The sequence below is a fragment of the Stenotrophomonas sp. genome, from assembly GCF_032056425.1.
In the GTDB taxonomy this organism is placed as follows: domain Bacteria; phylum Pseudomonadota; class Gammaproteobacteria; order Xanthomonadales; family Xanthomonadaceae; genus Stenotrophomonas.
Genome location: NZ_DAMBCN010000018.1, coordinates 61,761 through 84,351 on the forward strand (window position 1 = coordinate 61,761; position 22,591 = coordinate 84,351).

The 22,591-nt window shown below is 67.7% G+C and carries 23 protein-coding genes and 2 tRNA genes; 6 read left to right on the forward strand and 19 right to left on the reverse strand.

What is annotated here, in order from left to right:
• Nucleotides 1–55: 55 nt before the first annotated feature.
• From RTY46_RS12950 to RTY46_RS13015, 14 genes are all read right to left on the reverse strand, one after another.
• A tRNA-Val gene (locus RTY46_RS12950) sits at nt 56–130 on the reverse strand.
• Between the two features lie 195 nt (nt 131–325).
• A complete protein-coding gene (locus RTY46_RS12955) occupies nt 326–679 on the reverse strand; it encodes a PilZ domain-containing protein (RefSeq protein WP_108748755.1) in 354 nt (117 codons plus the stop codon).
• Nucleotides 676–1,632, reverse strand: a complete 957-nt coding sequence (locus RTY46_RS12960; RefSeq protein ID WP_312708821.1) for a DNA polymerase III subunit delta' — start codon at nt 1,630–1,632, stop codon at nt 676–678. The genes RTY46_RS12955 and RTY46_RS12960 overlap by 4 nt, the downstream gene beginning before the upstream one ends.
• Nucleotides 1,629–2,294 carry a dTMP kinase gene (gene tmk / locus RTY46_RS12965; RefSeq protein ID WP_312708822.1) on the reverse strand — a complete coding sequence of 222 codons (666 nt, stop codon included), beginning with the start codon at nt 2,292–2,294 and terminating at the stop codon, nt 1,629–1,631. The genes RTY46_RS12960 and tmk overlap by 4 nt, the downstream gene beginning before the upstream one ends.
• Complete coding sequence (mltG, locus tag RTY46_RS12970; protein WP_312708823.1) at nt 2,291–3,352, reverse strand: endolytic transglycosylase MltG; 1,062 nt, start codon at nt 3,350–3,352, stop codon at nt 2,291–2,293. The genes tmk and mltG overlap by 4 nt, the downstream gene beginning before the upstream one ends.
• A gap of 192 nt (nt 3,353–3,544) precedes the next feature.
• A complete protein-coding gene (locus RTY46_RS12975; protein ID WP_312708824.1) occupies nt 3,545–4,909 on the reverse strand; it encodes an aminodeoxychorismate synthase component I in 1,365 nt (454 codons plus the stop codon).
• 158 nt (nt 4,910–5,067) lie between these two features.
• A complete protein-coding gene (gene fabF / locus RTY46_RS12980; RefSeq protein ID WP_312708825.1) occupies nt 5,068–6,330 on the reverse strand; it encodes a beta-ketoacyl-ACP synthase II in 1,263 nt (420 codons plus the stop codon).
• Nucleotides 6,331–6,473: 143 nt separating this feature from the next.
• Nucleotides 6,474–6,713 (reverse strand): acyl carrier protein, encoded by a 240-nt coding sequence (gene acpP / locus RTY46_RS12985; protein WP_108748749.1) that lies wholly within the window; start codon nt 6,711–6,713, stop codon nt 6,474–6,476.
• 152 nt (nt 6,714–6,865) lie between these two features.
• Nucleotides 6,866–7,609 (reverse strand): 3-oxoacyl-ACP reductase FabG, encoded by a 744-nt coding sequence (fabG, locus tag RTY46_RS12990; protein WP_107230029.1) that lies wholly within the window; start codon nt 7,607–7,609, stop codon nt 6,866–6,868.
• Between the two features lie 81 nt (nt 7,610–7,690).
• The gene (gene fabD, locus RTY46_RS12995) at nt 7,691–8,635 is read right to left on the reverse strand and encodes an ACP S-malonyltransferase (protein WP_312708826.1); all 945 of its coding nucleotides are present in this window, start codon (nt 8,633–8,635) and stop codon (nt 7,691–7,693) included.
• Between the two features lie 166 nt (nt 8,636–8,801).
• Nucleotides 8,802–9,584 carry a serine/threonine protein phosphatase gene (locus RTY46_RS13000; RefSeq protein WP_312708827.1) on the reverse strand — a complete coding sequence of 261 codons (783 nt, stop codon included), beginning with the start codon at nt 9,582–9,584 and terminating at the stop codon, nt 8,802–8,804.
• 73 nt (nt 9,585–9,657) lie between these two features.
• Nucleotides 9,658–10,635: a beta-ketoacyl-ACP synthase III gene (locus tag RTY46_RS13005; protein ID WP_312708828.1), complete on the reverse strand. Its 978-nt coding sequence runs from the start codon at nt 10,633–10,635 to the stop codon at nt 9,658–9,660.
• A gap of 91 nt (nt 10,636–10,726) precedes the next feature.
• Nucleotides 10,727–10,921: a 50S ribosomal protein L32 gene (rpmF, locus tag RTY46_RS13010; RefSeq protein ID WP_004154640.1), complete on the reverse strand. Its 195-nt coding sequence runs from the start codon at nt 10,919–10,921 to the stop codon at nt 10,727–10,729.
• A 117-nt stretch (nt 10,922–11,038) separates the two neighbouring features.
• Nucleotides 11,039–11,548 (reverse strand): YceD family protein, encoded by a 510-nt coding sequence (locus RTY46_RS13015; RefSeq protein WP_108748745.1) that lies wholly within the window; start codon nt 11,546–11,548, stop codon nt 11,039–11,041.
• 114 nt (nt 11,549–11,662) lie between these two features.
• On the opposite strand from RTY46_RS13015, the gene RTY46_RS13020 reads away from it, so the two are divergent.
• Nucleotides 11,663–12,235 carry a Maf family nucleotide pyrophosphatase gene (locus RTY46_RS13020; protein ID WP_312708829.1) on the forward strand — a complete coding sequence of 191 codons (573 nt, stop codon included), beginning with the start codon at nt 11,663–11,665 and terminating at the stop codon, nt 12,233–12,235.
• 111 nt (nt 12,236–12,346) lie between these two features.
• On the opposite strand, the gene RTY46_RS13025 is transcribed toward RTY46_RS13020, so the two are convergent.
• Nucleotides 12,347–14,185 carry a glycosyltransferase family 39 protein gene (locus RTY46_RS13025; RefSeq protein ID WP_312708831.1) on the reverse strand — a complete coding sequence of 613 codons (1,839 nt, stop codon included), beginning with the start codon at nt 14,183–14,185 and terminating at the stop codon, nt 12,347–12,349.
• A gap of 44 nt (nt 14,186–14,229) precedes the next feature.
• Here RTY46_RS13025 and RTY46_RS13030 point away from each other — a divergent pair, with 44 nt between their 5' ends.
• Genes RTY46_RS13030 through RTY46_RS13045 form a run of 4 tightly spaced genes read left to right on the forward strand, consistent with a single transcriptional unit; the run spans nt 14,230 to nt 18,593 of the window.
• A complete protein-coding gene (locus RTY46_RS13030) occupies nt 14,230–15,183 on the forward strand; it encodes a MoxR family ATPase (RefSeq protein ID WP_312708832.1) in 954 nt (317 codons plus the stop codon).
• Nucleotides 15,180–16,130 (forward strand): DUF58 domain-containing protein, encoded by a 951-nt coding sequence (locus tag RTY46_RS13035; protein ID WP_312708833.1) that lies wholly within the window; start codon nt 15,180–15,182, stop codon nt 16,128–16,130. The genes RTY46_RS13030 and RTY46_RS13035 overlap by 4 nt, the downstream gene beginning before the upstream one ends.
• Nucleotides 16,123–18,072 (forward strand): DUF3488 and transglutaminase-like domain-containing protein, encoded by a 1,950-nt coding sequence (locus RTY46_RS13040; protein WP_312708834.1) that lies wholly within the window; start codon nt 16,123–16,125, stop codon nt 18,070–18,072. Before RTY46_RS13035 ends, RTY46_RS13040 begins: the two co-directional genes overlap by 8 nt.
• Nucleotides 18,069–18,593, forward strand: coding sequence for a Slp family lipoprotein (locus RTY46_RS13045; protein ID WP_312708835.1), 525 nt, complete (start codon nt 18,069–18,071; stop codon nt 18,591–18,593). Before RTY46_RS13040 ends, RTY46_RS13045 begins: the two co-directional genes overlap by 4 nt.
• Before the next feature lie 73 nt (nt 18,594–18,666).
• On the opposite strand, the gene RTY46_RS13050 is transcribed toward RTY46_RS13045, so the two are convergent.
• From RTY46_RS13050 to dnaX, 4 genes are all read right to left on the reverse strand, one after another.
• On the reverse strand, nt 18,667–19,026 hold the full coding sequence (locus RTY46_RS13050; RefSeq protein WP_312708837.1) for a histidine triad nucleotide-binding protein: 360 nt from the start codon (nt 19,024–19,026) through the stop codon (nt 18,667–18,669).
• 63 nt (nt 19,027–19,089) lie between these two features.
• Entirely contained in the window at nt 19,090–19,689 is a 600-nt protein-coding gene (gene recR, locus RTY46_RS13055) for a recombination mediator RecR (protein WP_312708838.1), read from the reverse strand.
• A gap of 172 nt (nt 19,690–19,861) precedes the next feature.
• Entirely contained in the window at nt 19,862–20,182 is a 321-nt protein-coding gene (locus RTY46_RS13060; RefSeq protein WP_019659509.1) for a YbaB/EbfC family nucleoid-associated protein, read from the reverse strand.
• 6 nt (nt 20,183–20,188) lie between these two features.
• Nucleotides 20,189–22,237, reverse strand: coding sequence for a DNA polymerase III subunit gamma/tau (gene dnaX, locus RTY46_RS13065; RefSeq protein WP_312708862.1), 2,049 nt, complete (start codon nt 22,235–22,237; stop codon nt 20,189–20,191).
• A gap of 121 nt (nt 22,238–22,358) precedes the next feature.
• Between dnaX and RTY46_RS13070 the strand changes: the two genes are divergently transcribed.
• Nucleotides 22,359–22,451, forward strand: a tRNA-Ser gene (locus tag RTY46_RS13070).
• Nucleotides 22,452–22,591 lie beyond the last annotated feature (140 nt).

Sequence of the window (22,591 nt, forward strand, 5' to 3'; positions counted from 1 at the left end):
AATCACGACCAACAAAAAAGCCCCCATTGCTGGAGGCTTCTTTCGTTCTGCAACATGGTGGGCGGTACAGGGATCGAACCTGTGACCCTTGCCGTGTGAAGGCAATGCTCTACCGCTGAGCTAACCGCCCGGTGTGTTGCTGAGCCGCTCATTATAGGGGCTTTTTTGAGGCCGTCAACACTTTTTCACATTTGTGTTCGCGGGGCTTTTTCAGGCCTGTCGTCGAGCTGTCGTCGAGCATGGCTCGACGCTACAGAGGAGGAGCAGTCGAGCAAGCTCGACTCTACGAAAAGGCGGGATCTCGGGTGTTTCGGGGTTCGCCGCCTTACATGGTGTGGGTGGGCTTGTCCGAGCTGGTCAGGCCGGCCAGCAGGGTTTCGATCTTGTGGCGCACGGTTTCGCCTTCCTGGCCATCGGCCAACTGCACGCCAATGCCGGCGGTGCGGTTGCCCTGTGCGCCGGCCGGAGTGACCCAGATCACTTTGCCGGCCACCGGCAGGCGTTCGCTGGAATCGGGAAGGGTCAGCAGCAGGAACACTTCGTCGCCCAGGAAGTAGCGCTTGGGCGTGGGCACGAAGATGCCGCCGTTCTTCACGAATGGCATGTACGCGCTGTACAGCGCGGCCTTGTCCTTCACGGCCAGGGACAGGATGCCCTGGCGGGCGTTGCTGGCACTCATCGGTTATCCCTTGCGGCAGGCCGCTCGTTGACTTTGTTCCAGGCCAGCAGCAGCTCGACCACTGCAAGATCCGCACGCACCGTGGTGCGCAGCAGGTCGCGGGTGCGATTGGCCGCATCGAACCAGGCTGCAAGCTTGTGCAATCGCTCCGGCGTGGTCAAGGCATCGGTGCTGGCCTGGGCCAGCGCCAGGTCGGCGGCGAAGCGCAGGCGCAGGGCCGCGTTGTCATCGCCACACCACTTCTGTGCCAGCTCCACCGCGCCGGTCCTGCCGGCGGCCAGCTGTTCGAGCTCGCGTGCTACTTCGCGGCGCAGGCTCAGACCCTCTTCGCGCAGCCAGTTGTCGGCCTGTCCGGGATGGCCACGCGCAGCGTCCAAGGCTTCGCGCGCAGCGGCGGCGCTGTGGCCCTGCTGCTGCAACCAGGCCAAGGCTTCGTCATGCGGCGGCAGCTTGAATTCCAGACGCTGGCAACGGCTGCGCACGGTCTGCGGCAGACGCGCCGGGTCGCTGCTGATCAGCCACAGGTAACGACCGGGCTGCGGCTCTTCCAACGTCTTCAGCAGCGCGTTGGCGGCCGAACGGTTGATCGCATCGGCCGGATCGACGATCACCACCTGGGCCACGCCGTACTGCGGGGTCAGCGCCAGCTTGTTGGTGATCTCGCGCACCTGCTCGATCACGATCTCGGTGCGCAGCTTGTCGCCGCTCTTGTTCGGAATGAAGCTGACCACCTGCAGATCCGGGTGCGTGCCGGCGGCAATCAACTGGCGCGTGCGTGCCGCGTGGGCCGCATCGCCGCGGGCCAGCACATGGTCGGCCAGGGCCAGCGCCACCTGGCGCTTGCCCAGCCCGGCCGGGCCGCAGATCAACAGGCCATGGCCCAGGCGGTCGGCATCGAGCGCGGCCACGGTCTGGTCGAAGGCGCGCTGCTGCCAGGGCGAGAAGGTGCTCATGCGCCCTGCCCCGCCTGCAGCCACTGCTCCACGCGCGCCACCACATCGGCGGCCACGCGTTCCTGCACCTGGCCGGCATCGACCAGGGCGAAGCGCTGCGGGTCCTGCTGGGCGCGGCCGCGGAACACTTCGCGCACGCGCTGGAAGAAATCGTCCTGCTCGCTTTCGATGCGGTCCGGCCACAGATCGCGGCCGTTGGCGCGGGCGCGGCCCACGGCCACGTCCACATCCAGCAGCAGGGTCAGGCCCGGCAGCAGGCCCACCGCGCGGCGCTCCAGATCGGCAATCCACTGCGGGTCCAGGCCGCGTCCACCGCCCTGGTAGGCGTAGCTGGAATCGGTGAAGCGATCACTGAGCACGTAGGCACCGCGCTGCAGTGCCGGCTGGATCACCTGGCGCACATGCTGCGCACGCGCGGCGAACACCAGCAGCAGTTCGGCCTCGGCACTGAGCGGCTCGGCGGCAATCTCAGCGTCGGGCTTCAGCACCAGGCCGCGGATGCGCTCGGCCAGCGGCGTGCCGCCCGGTTCGCGGGTCAGCACCACCTCGTGGCCATGGCTGCGCAGGCAATCGCGGATGGCGTTGATGGCGGTGGTCTTGCCCGCACCCTCGCCGCCTTCCAGGCTGACGAAACGCGGGTGGCGAAGCAGCGCGGAACTCATTGCGCCGGGGTCTCCTTGTTGCGTTGCTGGCGCAGCTGCTGCAGGTAGCGGGCTACCGCGGCGTTGTGCTGGTCCAGGCTGGGGGAAAACACGTGCGCGCCGCTGCCATCGCCCACGGCGACGAAGTACAGCGCATTGCCCGGTGCCGGCTGCGCGGCGGCCATCAGCGCATCGCGGCTGGGCATGGCGATCGGGGTGGGCGTCAGCCCGGCACGGGTGTAGGTGTTGTAGGGCGTGTCGGTGGTCAGGTCGCGGCGGCGGATGTTGCCGTCGTAGGCCGCGCCGATGCCATAGATCACCGTGGGGTCGGTCTGCAGGCGCATGCCGATCTTCAGGCGGCGCATGAACACCCCGGCAATCTGCGGCCGCTCGCTGGCCAGCGCGGTTTCCTTTTCGATGATCGAGGCCAGGGTCAGCAGCTCATAGGGCGTGTTGATCGGCAGATCCGGCGCGCGGCTTTCCCAGGCTTCGTCCAGCGCCTTTTCCATTGCCGCGTGCGCGCGCTTGAGCACGTCCAGGTCGCTGTCACCGCGCTGGTAGACGTAGGTTTCCGGCAGGAAGCGGCCCTCCGGGTGCTGGCCGCCGAAGCCCAGGCGCTGCATCAGGGCAGCGTCATCCAGGGTATCGGTGGTGTGCAGCAGCGGATCGGCGCGCTTCAGGGCCGCGCGTACCTGGCGGATGTTCCAGCCTTCGACGATCGTGACGCGGTGCTGCAGCACCTTGCCCGCACGCATGCGCAGCAGCAGCTCGCGCGGGGTCAGCTTGTTGTCCAGCGCGTACTCGCCCACCTTCAGCTTACCGGCGGCATCGAGCTGGCGCGCCAGCAGCTGCCACTGGGTATCCTGGCCTTCGTCCACGCCGGCGTCGCGCAGCTTGCGCAGCACGCTGTTCAGGCCGTCGCCGCTGGCGATGACCACGCTGTCGGTGGACGGGCTGATCGGCTGGTCGGCGAACTGGCTCTGCTGGTGGAAGAACCACGCGCCCGCACCGACCAGCACGGCGGCCAGCACCAGCAGCAGCGTTACCACGAACAGACACCCGCGCTTGGCTCCCGCCATGGACTACCTCTGAATGCGATTCCGCCGTGCAGGATACCGTGCCGGGTGGCGTGGGGTCATGATGGGGGTGTGTGCCAGTGCGGACCAACGGTCGGCACCCACCAGGATCGGTAGCGCCGGGCCATGCCTGGCGGCATCATCGCCGGGGGTCAGAGCCCTCGCGCGCCGCGAGAGGGATCTGACCCCGGCCGCTCAGCCCTGCTGGCCCAGCGCGCGCAGCAGGCCGCGGGCCTTGGCGCGGGTCTCGTCCAGTTCCTTGTCCGGGTCCGAATCGACCACGATGCCGGCGCCGGTGCGGAAGCTGACCTCGCGGCCGTCCACTTCGGCGGTGCGGATCAGGATGTTCAGGTCCAGGTCGCCATCGCGGTTCAGCCAGCCGAAGGCACCGGTGTAGGCACCGCGCGGCACCTGTTCCAGTTCGCTGATGATCTGCATGCAGCGCACCTTCGGGCAGCCGGTAATGGTGCCGCCGGGGAAGGTGGCGGCGATCACCTCACCCGGCGTGACATCGGGGCGCAGGTGACCGCTGACGTTGCTGACGATGTGGTGCACGTGGGCGTAGCTCTCCACCGTCATCAGCTCATCGACCACCACCGTGCCGGGCAGGCAGATGCGCCCCAGGTCGTTGCGCTCCAGGTCGATCAGCATCACGTGCTCGGCACGCTCCTTGGGGTGGCCAACCAGTTCCTGGATGCGCGCGGCATCGTCGTCGCCTTCGAAGCGCGGGCGGGTGCCGGCAATGGGCCGCGTCTGTGCATGGCCGGCGTGCACCGATACCAGCCGCTCCGGCGACGAGCTGACCACATGGCGACCGTGCGCGCTGAACAGGCCGGCGAACGGTGCCGGGTTGGCACGCCGCAGCTGCGCGTACAGCGCCTGCGGGCTGACCAGGGCGGCGAACTGCGCGCTCCAGCGACGCGACAGATTCACCTGGAACACATCGCCGGCGCGCAGGTAGTCGATCACCCGGCGCACGCCGTCGGTAAAGCGTTGCGGGGCATCTTCCTGCACCGACTGCGGCGGCTGCCAGCCCTGCCCCGCTTCGGGCAGCACGGCCGAGGCCTGTGCCACCAGCGCGTCCAGCAGGGCCTGCTGATCGGCTTCGGCAATGACGAAGCTGGCATTCGCCTCGTGGTCGTGCAGCAACGCGGCCGGGCAGCGCAGGGCCAGCGCGGTGGGGCGAGCATCCTCGCGTGCACGCGCCGGCAACACCGGTTCGATCTGGCTGGCCACTTCGTAGTCCAGCATCAGCGCCCAGCCGCCACGGAACGGCAGGCTGTGGCTGCCGTCGTGCGGCAGGCGCTCGGCCTGCCAGGCGCGGTCGAGCACCTGCAGGAACATGCCCGCGTGCACCGCATCGTGCTGGTCACGCACCTGGCCATCGGCATCCAGGCGCAGATGGTGGCCCTGCGCGGCCAGCAGCAGGCTCCAGCGCCCCTGCGCGGTACCCGAGGCGGTGGATTCCATCAGCAGCGGGAAGCGCGCGGGGTCGTGCTGCTGCACGGCCAGCAGGTCGATCGGGTGCGGCAGCGGGTGGATCAGCGGTGCGTGGGTCATGGCGGCCAGTTCAGGGGTTCAGATGCACGGAAGCCGCCTTGCGGCGGCTTCTTCGCATGTAGAGTCGAGCCATGCTCGACTGAGTTGCACGTTCAGTCGAGCATGGCTCGACTCTACACAACGGCAGAGTCGAGCATGGCTCGACTCTACAACCTCGGTCAGACGCGCTTGAAGATCAGCGTGCCGTTGGTGCCGCCGAAGCCGAAGCCGTTGGACATCACCACGTCCACCTTGGCCTGGCGTGCTTCGTTGGGCACGTAGTCCAGGTCGCAGCCTTCGCCCGGCTGTTCCAGGTTGATGGTCGGCGGAATGACGTTGTCCTGCAGCGCCATCACCGAGAAGATCGCTTCCACGCCGCCGGCAGCACCCAGCAGGTGGCCGGTCATCGACTTGGTGGAGCTGACCATCATCTTGTAGGCGTGGTCGCCGAAGGCGGTCTTCATGGCCATGGTTTCGCCCAGGTCGCCCAGCGGCGTGGAGGTGCCGTGTGCGTTGAGGTAGCCGACCTGGTCCGGGTTCACACCGGCGTCCTTCAGGGCCATGGTCATGCAGCGGGCAGCGCCTTCGCCGTTCTCGGCCGGGGCGGTCATGTGGTACGCGTCGGAGCTGGCGCCGAAGCCGGCCAGTTCGCAGTAGATCTTCGCGCCACGCGCCTTGGCGTGCTCGTACTCTTCCAGGATCAGGATGCCGGCACCGTCGCCCAGCACGAAGCCGTCGCGGTCCTTGTCCCACGGGCGCGAGGCCTGCTGCGGGGCATCGTTGCGGGTACTCATGGCCTTCATGGCGCAGAAGCCGCCCAGCGCGGTCGGCGAAGAGCCTCGCTCGGCGCCACCGACCACCATCACGTCGGCATCGCCGTACTGGATCATGCGCATCGCCGTACCGATCGAATGATTCGAGGTCGCGCAGGCGGACACGGCCGAGAACGACGGGCCCTTCAGGCCGGCGATGATGCTCAGCTGGCCCGGCAGCATGTTGATGATGGTCTTGGGCACGTAGAAGGGCGAGATCTTCTTGCCCTCGTGGAATTCGATGGTCTGCTCTTCGATGCCCAGCAGGCCGCCGATGCCGGCGCCGACGATGGCACCCACGCGCTCGGCGTTGGCTTCGGTGATTTCCAGGCCCGAATCGTGCAGGGCCATGAAAGAAGCACCCAGGCCGTAATGAATGAACGGGTCCATCTTCTTGGCATCCTTGCCACTGACCCGGTACTTGCCGAACAACGGGTTGTCGGCGGTGATGTCAAAGCCCTTGACCTCACCTGCAATCTTGGTGGTGAACCGTTCCAGGTAGGCATCAGAAACGTTGGTCAGCGGACCGATGCCCGAACGACCGTGGGTGATGCCTTCCCAGCTGCTGGCCAGATCATTGCCCAACGGCGAGACGATACCCAGGCCGGTTACGACGACGCGACGCTTCATTGCTGATTCTCCTGACCCGCACGTTTTCGACGGGTAACGCGGTTTGCTTCGATGTGATGCTCAAACACACGGGGCCGCAACAGCGGCCCCATGGGGTGCGGTGCGCGGCGAGCGGAAGCCCGCACGCGCACGGCCGTCTGACATCAGGCCTTGACGTGGGCCTTGATGTAGTCGATGGCAGCCTGCACGGTGCTGATCTTCTCGGCTTCTTCGTCCGGGATCTCGCACTCGAACTCTTCTTCCAGGGCCATCACCAGCTCGACGGTGTCCAGCGAGTCAGCGCCCAGGTCATCGACGAACGATGCGCTGTTGGTGACTTCTTCTTCCTTGACGCCAAGCTGTTCGATGACGATTTTCTTGACGCGTTCTTCGATGGTGCTCATGGGATCTCGCTCCAGATGGAGTTGTGGTTCAAAAGTGGTCGCCATCTAAGGCGATGGCCGTGGGATAGTGTAGTGGAAACCGGCGCGACCTTGCATTGCTGCAAAAACCCCCGCAGATCAACCACTTGCGGCGCAATCCCTGCGCCCCTTGCTTACGGCATGTACATGCCGCCGTTCACATGGAGGGTTTCGCCGGTGATGTACCCGGCCGCCGGGCTGGCCAGGAAGGCCACCGCATGGGCGATGTCTTCCGGCGAACCGAGGCGTTCGAGGGCGATGTCGTTGATCAGGGCGGTGCGGGCTTCTTCCGGCAGCGCCTTGGTCATGTCGGTGTCGATGAAGCCGGGCGCAACCACGTTCACGGTGACGCCACGCGAGCCGATTTCCTTGGCCAGCGACTTGCTGAAACCGATGATGCCGGCCTTGGCGGCGGCATAGTTGGCCTGGCCGGCGTTGCCGGTCACGCCCACCACCGACGCGATGTTGATGATGCGGCCCTTGCGCGCCTTCATCATGCCGCGCATGACGGCCTTGCTGGTGCGGAACACGCTGGTCAGGTTGGTGTCGATGATCGACGCCCAGTCCTCGTCCTTCATGCGCATCAGCAGGTTGTCGCGGGTGATGCCGGCGTTGTTGACCAGGATCGAGATCGCGCCGAATTCCTTGGCGATGCCGTCCAGCACGCTGTCCAGCGCGGCCGCATCGGTCACGTTCAGGGCGCGGCCGTGGCCACCGTGGGCGGCCAGGCGCTCGCCGATCGCGGCGGCGCCGGATTCGGTGGTGGCGGTGCCGATGACAGTGGCGCCCTGGGCGGCCAGCAGATCGGCGATGGCGGCACCGATGCCACGGCTGGCGCCGGTGACCAGTGCGATTTCACCCTGCAGGGGCTTGCTCATGATGTTTTCCTCAGGCTGGGGCGGCCGCCGCACCCGTGCCGCGTGCAGCGGCCACCGGTACGGTCGGCAGGAACAGGGGGATCAGGCCGACCACGTCTCGCGGGCGGTTTCGAAATCGCCCGGGGTAGCCAGCGAGCGACCATCGAGGGTCTTGTCGATGCGCTTGACCAGGCCGGTCAGCACCTTGCCCGGGCCGCACTCGGCGATCTGGGTGATGCCACGGGCAGCCAGGGCCTGCACGCAACCGGTCCACTGCACCGGTTGGTACAGCTGCTGCACCAGCGCGGTACGGATGGCATCGACGCCGTCATGCACCTTGGCATCGACGTTCTGCACCACCGGCAGCTGCGGCGCCTGCCAGGACAGACCGGCCATCACTTCGGCCAGGCGGTTGGCGGCTTCACGCATCAGCGGGGTGTGCGAGGGCACGCTGACGGCCAGCTTGACCGCCTTGCGCACGCCCTTTTCGGCCAGCAGCGCCAGCGCGCGGTCCACCGCATCGGCGTCGCCACCGATCACGATCTGGCCCGGCGAATTGAAGTTGGCCGGCACCACCGCCTGGCTGCCCGCGGCTTCGGCGCAGACGTCCAGCACCAGCTGGTCTTCGGCGCCCAGCACGGCAGCCATGGCGCCCACGCCGGTCGGCGCAGCTTCCTGCATCAGCTGACCACGCAGGCGCACCAGGTGCGCGCCATCATGCAGGCTCAGCGCGCCGGCAGCGACCAGCGCGGTATATTCGCCCAGGCTGTGGCCGGCCAGCACCGACGGGCGCGGACCGCCGACGGCGTTCCAAGCGCGCCACGCGCCGATGCTCGCCGCCAGCAGGGCCGGCTGGGTGTATTCGGTACGGTTGAGCATTTCCTCCGGGCCACCCTGGGACAGCGCCCACAGGTCGACGCCGGCACCATCGGATGCTTCGGTGAAGGCTTCACGCACCTGCGGGTGCAGCTCGGCCAGTTCGGCCAGCATGCCCACGGACTGCGAGCCCTGACCGGGGAAGACAAAAGCGAGGGTGGATACGGTCACGCGGTCATCCGCTTGTTGCAATCGAAGCGGGCCATGATAAGGGCGAATCCCTCGTCTCGTCTGTACGTGCGCGTATGCACGGCGTATGGAGTGCGCCCCACCACGGGGCCGCCGGGCATGGCCCGGCGCTACCGGTAGCGCCGGGCCATGCCCGACGGAGAGCGGATCAGCAGAACAGCTGCAGGATATCCAGCTCGCCGTCGGCGAAGAAGTCCATGCACAGCCCCACCACCATGATCAGGCCCAGCGTGGTGGCGCCATGGGTGATGAAGATCGAGTGCGCCAACGCACGGGCCGAGCGCCCCATCTTCATGCAGACCCGGGCCAGCCCCTGCAGGCGCCCGCTGACCGAATGAACGTGGGCGCGCACCGGCCCCTGCACGCTGTTCATGGCCTCGGCCATCATCGCCTGCAGGCGTTCAGGGCGGTCGCCGTAGTACTTGGCCACGCCGTAGCCGAACATCAGCCAGTCGCGCGCCTGCGCCTCGGCCAGGTCCATCACTTCCAGCGGGTCTTCCTCGAAATCGATGAAACCCACCTTCTGCCCGTCCCAGGTCAGGTTGCGCGGCAGCGGCTGGCCGAAATAGGCCCCGCGCGCGTGCGCCTCGGCCAAGGCCTGCATGGCCGCGGCCACCAGCTGGTCGCGACCCGCCTCGTCGGCCTCGCGCAGACAGGTATTGAACGAGCTGCCGTTGTCGCCGATCACCAGCGCAGCATGGCCGCTGCCGATCACTTCAGGCACGTTGATGCCCTGCGCGTGCAGTTCCCCCAGGCGGCGCGCTTCTGTTTCGCGGGCGGCATCACCACCACGGTGCGGCGGCGGGCGCAGCGCATCCAGCTGGAAACGATGGGCGACGAAGTTGAGCAGGCCCAGCGCCAGTGCGCGACTTCCCTTCCCGTACTGCTTCAGCCAGGCGCGCTGACCTTCAATCACGATGGGCTCAACCATGGCGGTTCTCCTAAACGCGTTACGGCCCCAGAGGGGCCGTAACGACTGATTCACGTTGTCGTAACCTGCGCTATCAATAGCGCAGCAGAGCCGAACCCCACGTGAAGCCGCCACCGAAGGCTTCCAGCAGCAGCAGCTGGCCGCGCTCGACCTTGCCCGAACGCACCGCGGCGTCCAGCGCCAGCGGCACCGAGGCCGAGGAGGTATTGCCGTGGCGATCGACGGTGACCACCACCTGGTCCATCGACATGTCCAGGCGCTTGGCGGTGGCTTCGATGATGCGCAGGTTGGCCTGGTGCGGGATCAGCCAATCCAGGTCGGACTTGTCCAGGCCGTTGGCTTCCAGGGTTTCGTCCACGACCGAGTCCAGCGCCTTCACGGCGTACTTGAACACGTCGTTGCCCTTCATGTTGATGGTGCCGCCGCCGTTGGCGCCGCCCTTGAAACCGACCGACACGCCCACCGGGTTCCACAGCAGCTCTTTCTTGCTGCCATCCGAATGCAGGTGGGTGCTGAGGATGCCGGTCTCTTCGTCGGCCTTCAGTACGACGGCGCCCGCACCATCGCCGAACAGCACGCAGGTGGTGCGGTCTTCCCAGTCAACGATGCGGGTCAGGGTTTCCGTACCGACCACCAGCACGTGGCGGGCATCACCGGAACGGATGAATTTGTCGGCCACGCTGAGCGCGAACACGAAGCCCGAGCAGGCGGCGTTCACGTCGAAAGCGGGGCAACCCGATGCACCGAGCTTGGCCTGGATCAGGCACGCGGTGGACGGGAAAATAAGGTCAGGCGTGGTGGTACCCACCACGATCATGTCGAGCTGGCTGGCATCGATCCCGGCCGCTTCAAGCGCACGCAGCGCGGCCTGGTAGCCGAGATCGCTGGTGGTTTCGCCTTCGGCAGCAATGTGCCGTTCGCGGATACCGGTGCGCGTCTGGATCCACTCGTCCGAGGTTTCGACCATTTTTTCCAGGTCGGCGTTGGTCAGGACTTTTTCCGGCAAATAGCTACCGGTGCCCGCGATCCTCGAGTAGATCCGCTTGCTCATCATGTTTCCTGTTGCGCGGGCCGCCGATCACCGGCACACCCGGGAAGAAAGGCGAAGGCCGCTGCCCGCAGGCAGCGGCCTTCCCGGCACATCAATCTTCTTCGACGGCCGAGGTCTTGGTCTGGATGACCTTCTTGCCGCGGTAGAAACCGTCAGCAGTGATGTGGTGACGCAGGTGCACTTCGCCGGTGGTCGGGTCGGTCGACAGCTGCTTGGCGCTCAGGGCGTCATGCGCACGGCGCATACCGCGGCGGGACGGGGTGACACGGGATTTCTGGACAGCCATGGGATTGCTCCAAACTCGGTTCGTTTTTGCTTCGTCGTATCGTCGCGCAGGACGCCAGCGCCCAGCACACTTTCGCTTTCGCCGCAGCCGCCGACGACAATCCGGCTGCTAATGCTTCTATTCTTTCTTCAGGGCCGCCAACGCCGCAAACGGGTTGGCTTTCTTCGTTTCTTCTTCGCTCGGCGCCCAGTCCCGGTCGACAGCTTCACCGTCGGGCGACAACGGCACCACCGGCACCGCCAGCACCAACTCGTCTTCGACCAGATCCAGCGGCCGCAGCTGGCCATCTTCCGGCACCAGCAACGCCTCGTACTCCTCCGGCAGGGACGATTCCTCGTCCTCGTCGCGGATCAGGCCAAGCCTCTGGGTCATCTTCACCGGCAACAGGAATCGCTGCATGCTGCGCTGACAGGTCAGCGGCAGCGCGGTGTCGATGGTCAGTTCCACATAGGATACCCGCAAGACCTCGTCGCGACCGAATTCAAGCGAGTAACTGCACTCACCGTCGGTATCGGCGACCAAGCCCTGCAGGCGGGTCAATTCAGCCAAAGAGACCTGGCCGTCGAAGCGCCTGCGCGCTACAACCATCCGCCAAGCATCCAGCGTTTCGGGCACGTTCGCGGACATAAGCCGCTGAATACTAAGGATCAGCCCGCCCGCTGTCAAATGCCCCGCCACGCGGGGCTTGCTGCGGGCCTTCACGCCGGGCCAGACTGCCCCGCCCTGCCCCGGAATTATCGCATGTCCGCCCTGCTGCTGGCCTCCACCTCCCGCTACCGCCGCGACCTGCTGCAACGGCTGGGCCTGCCCTTCGACTGCGCACGCCCGGACGTGGACGAGACCCCGGCCGCGGGCGAAGCACCGGCGGCGCTGGCCGTGCGCCTGGCCGCCGCCAAGGCCGCCGAAGTGGCCGCGCGCCACCCCGGCGCCTGGGTGATCGGCTCGGACCAGGTGGCCGACCTGGATGGCCAACCACTGGGCAAGCCGGGCACGGTGGACGCCGCCTGCGCACAGTTGGCCGCCATGTCGGGGAAGACCGTGCGCTTCCATACGGCCATCAGTCTCACCCGCAACGGAGACAGCCTGACCGCAGTGGACGTGACCGAGGTCCGCTTCCGCGTGCTGGGCCAGGACGAGATCGTCCGCTATGTGGCCGCCGAACAGCCGCTGGACTGCGCCGGCAGCTTCAAGTGTGAAGGGTTGGGCATCAGCCTGTTCGAGGCGATCGACAACCGCGACCCGACCGCCCTGGTCGGCCTGCCCCTGATCGCCCTGTGTGGCCTGCTGCGCCAGGCCGGCTTCGCCGTGCCATGACCCCGGATGGGTAGAGTCGAGCTTGCTCGACTGAATGTCCCCGGCAGTACAAAGCAGTCGAGCAAGCTCGACTCTACGCAACCGACGGTCGAGCACGCTCGACATTGCGCGCTACGGGGCGACCTCGAACGGTTGTTCCTGCCACTGCTCCACGCTGCCGTCGCGACCATGCAGGCGCAGGCCCAGCCAATGCCGCCCGGGCGCCAGCGCACGTGTGTCCACGCTGGCATCGAACCCCACGTGTGGATGGGTGGGATCGGTGGTGCCCGGCCAGGCCGCGCGCATGTCGAACTCGCGGCCATAGCGGGCATCACCCAGCGACTGCCCATCGAGCAGCACTTCCACGCGCGACAGACCCGCACCGTCCTTGAAGGCCCAGCCCTTCACTGCAAGCGTGCCTGAAACCACCTCACCGTTGGCCGGCGCATCCAGCCAGGCCATCGCCGGGGTTACGCACGGCCCGCCTGCGCGCTGCGCGGGCAGGCGGAACAACAGGAACCGCTGGAAGCCATGATCGCTGCTGACCACGCGTGGCGGCGGCAGCGGCCCCACCTGTTCGCACACTGCGTGGTAACGCTGCAGCAGATCGCGGTACCGCTGGTCGCTGGGCGACAGCACCAGCAGCATCGGCTGCTGCCGTTCCCCTTCATGCAGCAACTGCCACTGCGCCAGCTGCGCACTGCGCCCATGCTTGTCGTTGAGCGGATGCGGCAGCACTGCGATATCGCCGTCGCCGAGCTGGAAGCCCAGCTCTGCGCCCACTTTGAAGTTGCCAGCCAGCACGCGACTGCCTTCCGGCATCTGCGCCAGCTCTTCGCGCACCGCCGCGGCCAGCGGCTGCCAGCCGGCGAAGTTGCGCGGGTAGTACTTGTTGCCCGCCAACTGCTCGCGCAACACCGGTGAAGCGGCCATCAGGTAATACGCGAACGCCAGCACCATGCCCGCACCGGCCAGCCACCAGCCCGTTCGCCGCAGCCCGCGCGGCCAGCCGTTGAGCACCACCGGCACCGCGACCAGCAGGGCCAGGTAACCCGGCAGTGGCCAGTGGAAACTGATGCGCTCCACATCGGTGAAGAAGCCCAGCACGAAGATGCCCAAGGTGGACACGCCGCCAACCAGGCCGAAATAGCGCCACTGCACGCGCGCGCCGCCGCCGCTGCGGGTGCCGGCCAGCGCCACCTTCCACATGGCGATGCACAGGATGGGCGTGACCAGCATCGGCTGGATGACCAGGAACCACAGCCCGCGCCACTCGAACGCCCAGGGATGGCGCTCCACCACCTGGAATTTCAGGCCGGCGTCGTGGTTGTCGGCATTCCAGGCCAGCAGCGGCAACCAGGCCAGCACACCCACGGCCAGCGCCACCCACACGCGCGGGTCGGCCAGCATGCGCCGCCCCTGCGGCAGGGCCAGCAGGGCAATGAAGCCCACGCCGATGACACCGATGAAGCGGTAATGGCTGAGTGCGCCGATCAGCAGGCCCAGGCCCAGCTTCACTGCTGAAGATGCATCGACATTGCGCAGCAGGCGCGCACCGGCATCCAGGCACAGCACCGCCGCCAGCGCCATCGGCACATCGGGCACGGCCAGCAGGCCCAGCGTGGCCGACAACGGCATCAACAAGGTCAGGCTGCCCGCCTGCCAGCCAGCCACCGCGCCGAACCAGCGCGTGGCCACGCGCGATACCAGCAGCGGCAGCAGCGCACCAATGGCCAGGAACGGCAGGCGCAGCGCCAGTACATGGTGCCCGCCGATCTCCACCCCCAGCCGGGCCAGCCACGCGGTCAGGCCGGGCAGATCGGAATAGGCGGCCGCGAGGTGCTGGCCCTCCTGCCAATAGAACGCCTCATCGACGAACAGGGGCAGCCGTGCGGCCACGACCAGCTTGGCCGCTGTGACGAGCGTCCATAACCAGACAAATATCGTGCGTGCGCGCTGTTCGCCCTGCATTGCTCTATGGATAGAATCGATGGGTTCCCGAACGTGAGACGATCATGACAGCCTCGTCCCCCATGCCCAGCATGCTAACCGATCAACTGCGCCAGTCCCTGCGCAATGCGCAGGACCAGGTCAACGCGCTGGTGCTGGGCAAGGTGCACGAGGTGCGCCTGGCCTTCGTTGCCCTGCTTTCCGGCGGCCATCTGCTGATCGAGGATCTGCCCGGCCTGGGCAAGACCACGCTCGCGCACGCCCTGGCCAGCAGCCTGGGCCTGGGCTTCCAGCGCGTGCAGTTCACCTCCGATCTGCTGCCGGCCGATGTGCTGGGCGTTTCGGTGTACGAGGCCGGCAGCCACCAGTTCCAGTTCCACCCCGGCCCGGTGTTCACCCACGTACTGCTGGCCGACGAGATCAACCGCGCGCCGCCCCGCACGCAGAGCGCGCTGCTGGAAGCCATGGCCGAACAACAGGTCACCCTGGACGGGCAGACACATATCCTGCCCGATCCCTTCTTCGTGATCGCCACGCAGAACCCGGTGGACCTGTCCGGCACGTTTCCGCTGCCCGATTCGCAGCTGGACCGCTTCCTGCTGCGGCTGGCCATGGGCTATCCCAGCGCGCAGGCCGAGCGCGAACTGCTGCGCGGCACCGATCGTCGCGATCTGATCGCACGTGCCGTGCCGCAGCTGGATGACAACCAGGTACGTCAATTGCGCCAAGCCGTGGGCCAGATCTACGTCAGCGATGCGCTGGTGGACTACGTGCAGGCCCTGCTGACCCGCAGCCGCCAGCATGCCGGCGTGCGCGTGGGCCTGTCGCCGCGCGCCGGCCTGGCCCTGCTGCGTGCGGCCAAGGCCCATGCGCTGCTGCTGGGTCGCGGCCATGTGGTGCCCGAAGACGTGCAGACCCTGTTCGTGGCCGTGGCCGGGCACCGCCTGGTGGGCGACGCCGAATCCAGCGCGGGACCGGCATTGGCGCGCGCGATCCTGCAGACGGTGGCGGTCGATTGAACGCCTCCACGCGCTGGGCACGGCTGCAGCTGCTGGCGCGCCCGCGTTCGCCGGAGGCACTGCCGCAGCGGCTGGATCGCCGCCGCATCTACGTGCTGCCCACGCGCTTCGGCCTGTTCGTGGCCACCCTGCTGGCGGCCATGCTGCTGGGCGCACTGAACTACAACAACAACCCCGCCCTGCTGCTGGCCCTGCTGCTGGCAGCGGCGTCCGTCGCCAGTGCGATCGCCGCGCATCTGCAGCTGTCGGGCGTGCAGATCGACACGATCGCCGCCGAACCGGTCGCGGCGGGGCAAGCGCTGCGGCTGCGCATTGATCTTTCCGCGCCCGATCCGCGCGCGCGGCACGGGCTGCACCTGCAACTGGGCGAGCACCAGGCGTGGACCGACCTGCCTGCACACGGCCGTGCCGAGGTGGAACTGGATGTGCCCACCGTGCGGCGCGGCTGGTTCGATCTGCCCCGCATCCGCCTGTCCAGTACCCAGCCACTGGGATTGGTACGGGCGTGGTCGTGGGTCTGGCCCGAGCAGCCGCTGCTGGTCTACCCCCACCCCGAGGCGCAGGGCCCGGCGCTGCCCGAGCGTGGCAGCGACCCCCTGCATACCCGCGCCCACGCCAGTGGCGAGGAACTGCACCAGCTTCGTCCCTACCGCGCCGGCGATCCGACCCGCAGCATCGCCTGGAAGCATTCGGCACGGCGCGACAGCCTGCTGGTGCGCGAGTACGAGAAACCCGTGGGCATGGAAGTCATGCTGGACTGGCGCGCGCTGGCACCGATGGCCACCGAAGCACGCATTGCGCGACTGGCACGCTGGGTCGATCTGGCCGAGCGCGAAGGGCGCCGCTACACCCTGCTGCTGCCGGGCCAGCCCGCCCTGGGCCCGGGCCAGGGCGCCAGCCACCATCACCTGTGCCTGCGCGCACTGGCGCTGCTGCCGCATGACTGACACCGCCCCCCTGATCGACCGTAATGCGCGCGGCTGGACCTTGGCCAGTGCAGCGCTGGCCCTGCTGCCGCTGCTGCTGCAGTTGCCCACGCTGTTGGCCGCAGTATTTGCTGGCACCGCCGTGCTGACCGCTCTGTTGTCGCAGCGTCGCGTGCTGCCCATGCCGATGCGCATGCTGCTGGTGCTGGCCATGCTGGGCGCCATCGTCTGGCAGATGGGCGCCGTGCGCCCTGGTCGCGACACCGGCTGCGCACTGCTGGCGGCGATGCTGGCGATCAAATCCAGCGAGCTGCGCAGCCTGCGCGATGCACGCAGCCTGATCGGCTTCGCCCTGTTCGCACCGTTTGCCGCCTTCCTGCTTGATCAGGGGCCGCTGACCACCGCGCTGGCGGCACTGGCCGGCATCACCGGCCTGCTGGCGCTGCAGCGTCTGGCGCAAGGCGAAGGCCACAGCGCACCGGTGCCGCTGCGCGGGCAGCTGCACGGCGTGGGCCGCCTGATGCTGATCGGCCTGCCGTTGGCGCTGGCCTGCTTCTGGCTGTTCCCTCGCCTGGCCACGCCGCTGTGGGGCATTCCCGAGCGCGCCGTTGGTTCGCCGGGCCTGTCCGACACGATGGAGCCGGACCAGTGGCTGGACCTGATGGCCGACGATACACCCGCCCTGCGCGTGCAGTTCTTCGGTGCGGCGCCGGCGCCGCAACAGCGCTACTGGCGGGGTCCGGTGCTGACCCGCTTCGACGGTCACATCTGGCGTCGTGATCCTGCGGCGCGGCTGCGCGCACCGGCCGCAGTGGAGCAGACGGCGCCCGGCTGGGACTACCAGATCGACTACGAACCCACCGACCGGCGACAGCTGGTGGCGCTGGACCTGCCGCGAAGCGCCCCTGCCGGCGCCCGCCTTGATGCAGACATGAGCCTGTCCAGCGACGAGCGGCTGAGCGCACTGACCCGCTGGCGCATGCAATCAGCCCCAGCGCGCCGCTTCGATGCCGCGTTGTCGGCCGAACAGCGCCGGGCCGCATTGCAGCTGCCCGAAGGTTTCAACCCGCGCACTGCCACACTGGCCCGGCAATGGCGCCAGCAAGCGCGCAACGACGATGCCGCCGTGGTGCGCCGGGCGCTGGCCTGGATCACCGCTGACTTCTCCTACACGCTGGAAACCCCAATGGCCGGGCGCGATCCGGTCGACGCCTTCCTGTTCGACTACAAGGCCGGCTTCTGCCAGCACTTCAGCTCCTCGTTCGTGGTGCTGATGCGCAATGCTGGCATTCCCTCGCGCGTGGTAACCGGCTTTGCCGGCGGCACGCGCAACCGCATTGGCGATTACTGGGTGGTGCGGCGCATGGACGCCCACGCCTGGGCCGAAGTGTGGCTGCCGCAACAGGGCTGGGTGCGGGTGGACCCGACCGCCGCCGTCGCGCCGGAACGGATTCTGGACACGCTGGATGACCGCCTGCTGGCCGACACCGATCAAGGACTGCAGCAGCGCTGGCTGCAGATCGGCCAGGTGGGTGATTGGCTGCGCCGTGGCTGGAACGATCTGGTGTTGTCGTTTGACGCACGCCGGCAGCAGCAGATGCTGCAGCGGCTGGGGATCGATACGCTGGGGCCGGGACAGCTGCTGGCCGGGTTCGTGATGGCTGTGTTGCTGGCACTGGCCTGGATGGCCTGGCTGCTGGCCCGTGGCGAACGTGAGCGCGATCCGCTGCTGCGCGCCTGGCACCGCCTGGGCCGGCGCTACGCGCGGCGCGGCCTGGGCCGCGAGCCGCATGAGCCACCGATGGCCTGGGCCCGCCGCGTGCATGCCCAGCACCCTGATCCTGCCCTGCTGGCACTCAGCCAGCGTTTCGCTGACGCGCGTTACGCTGGCACTTGCACCGACCTCGCCGCATTATTGCGGGACCTGCGCAGGCATCGCCCGTCTTCCGGAGCTTCCCAATGAAAACCAAGTTCCTTCTCACTGCCGTGGCCACGCTGGCCCTGTCGGCCTGCGCAACGGCACCCAAGCCGCTGCAGGGACAGTTCAGCCTGGTTTCCCCGCGCGACTCGGTCGCCACCCAGCAGGTCGGCACGCCGGTCCGTTGGGGCGGGCGCATCATTGAAACCCTGCCCGGCCAGGGCGAGACCTGCTTCCAGATGATCTCGCGCCCGCTCAATGGCAGTGGCCGCCCGAACACCACCTCGTCGGACGCCAGCGATGGCCGCTTCATCGCCTGCCGCGCCGGCTTCTACGACCCGGCCGTGTTCGAAGCCGGCCGCGATGTGACCTTCATCGGCAAGATCGACGGCTACTCCAATACGCGTATCGGCGACTACGACTACCGCCTGCCGAAGCTGGCCGCCGATGTCATCTACCTGTGGCCGGAACAGCGCCAGGTCGATGTGGTGCCCTACCCGTACGGTCCGTATGGCCCGTGGGGCCCGAGCCCGTACTGGGGCTACGGCCGCTGGGGCTGGTGGTAAGAACAGGAAAGGCCGCCCCCGGGCGGCCTTTTTGCTGGTGCCATCCCCTTGGCCACGCGGGGATGCGGTTGCCTCAATGCCCCGGCGTACCGAAATGGCCCAGCGGCGCGCCGGCCAGCAGATGCATGTGGATATGGAACACGGTCTGCCCGGCATGCTCGCGGCAGTTCATCACGATGCGGTAACCGTCCTCGGCCAAGCCCTCGCTGCGTGCGTAGGCCGCGGCAGCCAGCGCCAGCTTGCCGATCAGGTGCGCCTGCGACGGCTGCAGATCATCCAGGGTCGGAATGATCTCGTTCTTCGGAATGAACAGCACGTGCACCGGCGCCTGCGGTGCAATGTCCTTGAACCCCAGCACCTCATCGTCTTCGTAGACGATGGTGGCGGGGATCTCGCGACGGATGATCTTGCTGAAGAGGGTTTCGCTGCTCATGGTCGGCCTCGGCGGGATGTCCCCGCATTGTAGGCCGGTGACAGCAGGCGTTGCCCGACCGCGTCAGTCGCGGAATTCGCTGCGTGTACCAAAGGCGTGCGACAGCGTACCGCGATCGACGTATTCCAGTTCGCCGCCCAGCGGCAGGCCCTGGGCCAGGCGGCTGGGCCGCACCTGGCGCGCGCGCGCCAACTGTGCCAGATAGTGCGCGGTCGCCTCGCCTTCCACAGTGGCACTGGTGGCGATGATCAGCTCCTGAACCTCGCCTTGCGCCAGGCGCTGCTCCAGCGGTTCCAGGCCCAGCTCGCGCGGACCGACGCCATCGAGCGGCGACAACCGCCCCTGCAGCACGAAGTAGACCCCGCGGAAGCCGGTGGCGTTTTCAATGGCCAGGCGATCGGCCGGCGATTCCACCACGCACAGCTGGCTGCGCTCACGGCTGCCATTGGCGCAGGTGGGGCACACCTCGGTTTCGCTGAAATCGCGGCACTGCGCGCAGTGGCCGATGCGCTCCACCGCCAGCGCCAGTGTTTCGGCCAGACGCTGCCCCCCCTCGCGCTCGCGCTCCAGCAGGTGGTAGGCCATGCGCTGGGCCGTCTTCTGGCCCACGCCCGGCAGTACCCGCAGCGCATCGATCAGTTGTTCAAGCAGGGGTGCGGACACGGCGGCAGGCTTTGTAGAGTCGAGCTTGCTCGACTGAAGGGCTTGGTAGAGTCGAGCCATGCTCGACTGAAGGGCTTTGTAGAGTCGAGCCATGCTCGACTGATTCATGCATGCAGTCGAGCAAGCTCGATGCTACGCGCGAAGCAGTCGAGCACGCTCGACGCTGCGGGTATCAGAACGGCAGCTTCATGCCCGGCGGCAGCTGCATGCCGGCCGTGGCCGAGCCCATCTTCGACTTCGATTCGGCGTCGATCTTGTTGGACGCATCGTTGAAGGCGGCCGCGATCAGGTCTTCCAGCATCTCCGGATCGCTGGTCAGCGACGGATCGATGCGCACCTTGCGGCATTCCTTCGCACCGGTAAGGGTGACGCTGACCATACCGCCACCGGCGCTGCCGGTTACTTCGATCCTGGCGATTTCTTCCTGGGCCTTCTGCAGGTTTTCCTGCATCTTCTGGGCCTGCTGCATCAGTTGGGCGATGTTCCCGCGCATGTCGTCTTACTCGTCAAAAGTACGGATGGAATCGGAAACGACCCGGGCGCCGTGCTGCTGGATCAGCAGCTGGACTTCCGGATCGTCCATGAAGGTGGCCTCGGCGGCCTGCTGGCGCTCGCCACGCTGGCGGTCGGCACGCTGGTGCAGGGTCTCGGCCGGCACCTGTTCGGTTTCCACGGTCTCGACCACGATCCGCAGCGCCTGGCCCAGGGCCTTTTCCAGCACCTCACCCAGCGCCGCCAGCGCGCGCTCGGAACGCAGGTATTCAAATCCGGGCGAAAGACCCAGTTTCAAGGTGCCCTGCTGGCAGCTGATGAACGCAGCATTGGCGGCCAACTGGCGCGACGGGCCGTTCAGGCCGCTGCCGGCCACCAGGTCCAGCCAGTCCTCGGCACTGGCCAGCTCGCTCACAGCCTCCTGCGGGCCACGGTCGGCAGCCGCCGGTGCGGGCGCAATGGCAATGCCTTCCGGCTGGAACGAGCGCTCCTGGGCAACCTCGACCGGCTGTGCCGGCGCCGGTGGCTCGTGCCAGGGGGCGACCATGGCCGCCTCCGGGGTAGCGTGCGCGGCAGCCAGCGACGCATCACGGGCGTGAGCGGCTTCGGCCTCCTCGGTTGCCCACGGCGGCAGATCGTCGCTCGCATTGGCAGGCGGCGCGGACACGTCGGCCTTCACCGGTACCGGGGTTTCGGGTTCTTCCACCGGCACCGGTTCAGGTTCAGGTTCCGGCGTGGGATCCGGTTCGGGTTCCGGCTCGGGTTCACGCGGCGGTGGCTGCGGCGCCGGGGTATGCGCTGCGGCGCTCACAGCCTCTGGCGTGGCAGGGGCCTGGGCCGCAGCAGCGGCGGCCGGCGCGGCCTCGTGGCCGCCGCCCGTCACACCGCCGGTGGGCACATTGCCGACCGGGGCAGCGCCTGCGGCCGGCTCCACCGCGCGCGGGACGGGCGGCACCGCGGCCGCCGGGCGGAAGGCCAGCATGCGCAGCACGGCCATTTCAAAGCCTGCGCGCGGGCTCGGCGCCAGCGGCAGGTCGCGGCGGCCATTGAGCGCCATCTGGTACCACAGCTGCACCACTTCCGGGCGCAGACGGGCAGCGAAGGCGGCCACATCCAGACCTTCGGCGGCGGCAGCCGCACCCGGTACCAGCTGCTGCACCTGGATACGGTGCAGGCCCTCGGCCAGCGCTTCCAGCACGCCGCTCCAGTCGGGCGAAAACTCGGCCAGCGCCGCCACCACCTGCAGCAGGCGCGCGCCCTCGCCGTCGGCCAGGGCATCGAGCATGGCCGCCACCTGGGTGCGGTCCACGGTGCCCAGCATGGTGCGCACCACGTCGTCGCGCAGGGCGCCACCGGCGTAGGCAATGGCCTGGTCCAGCAGCGACAGGCCATCACGCAGGCTGCCATCGGCGGCCTTGGACAGCTGCACGATGGCGCTGGGGTCGGACTCGATCTCCTCGGCGGCCAGGATGCGGGTCATCTGGCCCTGGATCTGGTCCTCGTCCAGCCGCTTCAGGTTGAACTGCAGGCAGCGGCTGAGCACGGTGACCGGCAGCTTCTGCGGGTCGGTGGTGGCCAGCAGGAATTTCACGTGCTCCGGCGGCTCCTCCAGGGTCTTCAGCAGCGCATTGAAGGCCGCCTTGGACAGCATGTGCACTTCGTCGATCAGGTAGACCTTGTACTTGCCGCGCGAGGGCATGTACTGGGCGTTCTCGATCACCTCGCGCACGTCGTCCACGCCGGTGTTGGACGCGGCGTCGATTTCCAACAGGTCGATGTAGCGGCCGGCGTCGATGTCCAGGCAGGCTGCGCACTGGCCACAGGGGTCGGCGCTGGTGCCCTGCTCGCAGTTCAGCGACTTGGCGAAGATACGCGCGATGGTGGTCTTGCCCACGCCGCGGGTACCGGTGAACAGGAACGCATGGTGCACCCGGCCACTGTCCAGCGCATTGCTGAGCGCACGGACCACGTGTTCCTGGCCCACCAGCTCGGCAAAACGCTTCGGACGCCACTTGCGGGCAAGCACGAGATAGGACATCAGGCCACCGTCTTCCATCGGATGTTCCATTGTGCCATGCCTGTCCAGCCCCTTCCCCTGAAACAGGGTGCTTGTGTCCGGGCGCGGCGCCCGCTAGAATCTGCGCCCCTGCTGAGGCGTTTGCCGATGGCAGGGATCCGGAGAGGTGTCCGAGTGGTTGAAGGAGCACGCCTGGAAAGTGTGTAAGCGTCTAAACCGCGCTTCGGGGGTTCGAATCCCCCTCTCTCCGCCAGATAAATGAAAAAGGCTGCCCTCTGGGCAGCCTTTTTCATTTATCTGGCGCGGAAAGCGAAGTGCGCTGCGCGCGCCTCGCCCCAAGCGTTGCTGCGCAACGAATGAGCCCTTCCCTTTGCCTGCCTCTCCCCGCCCCTG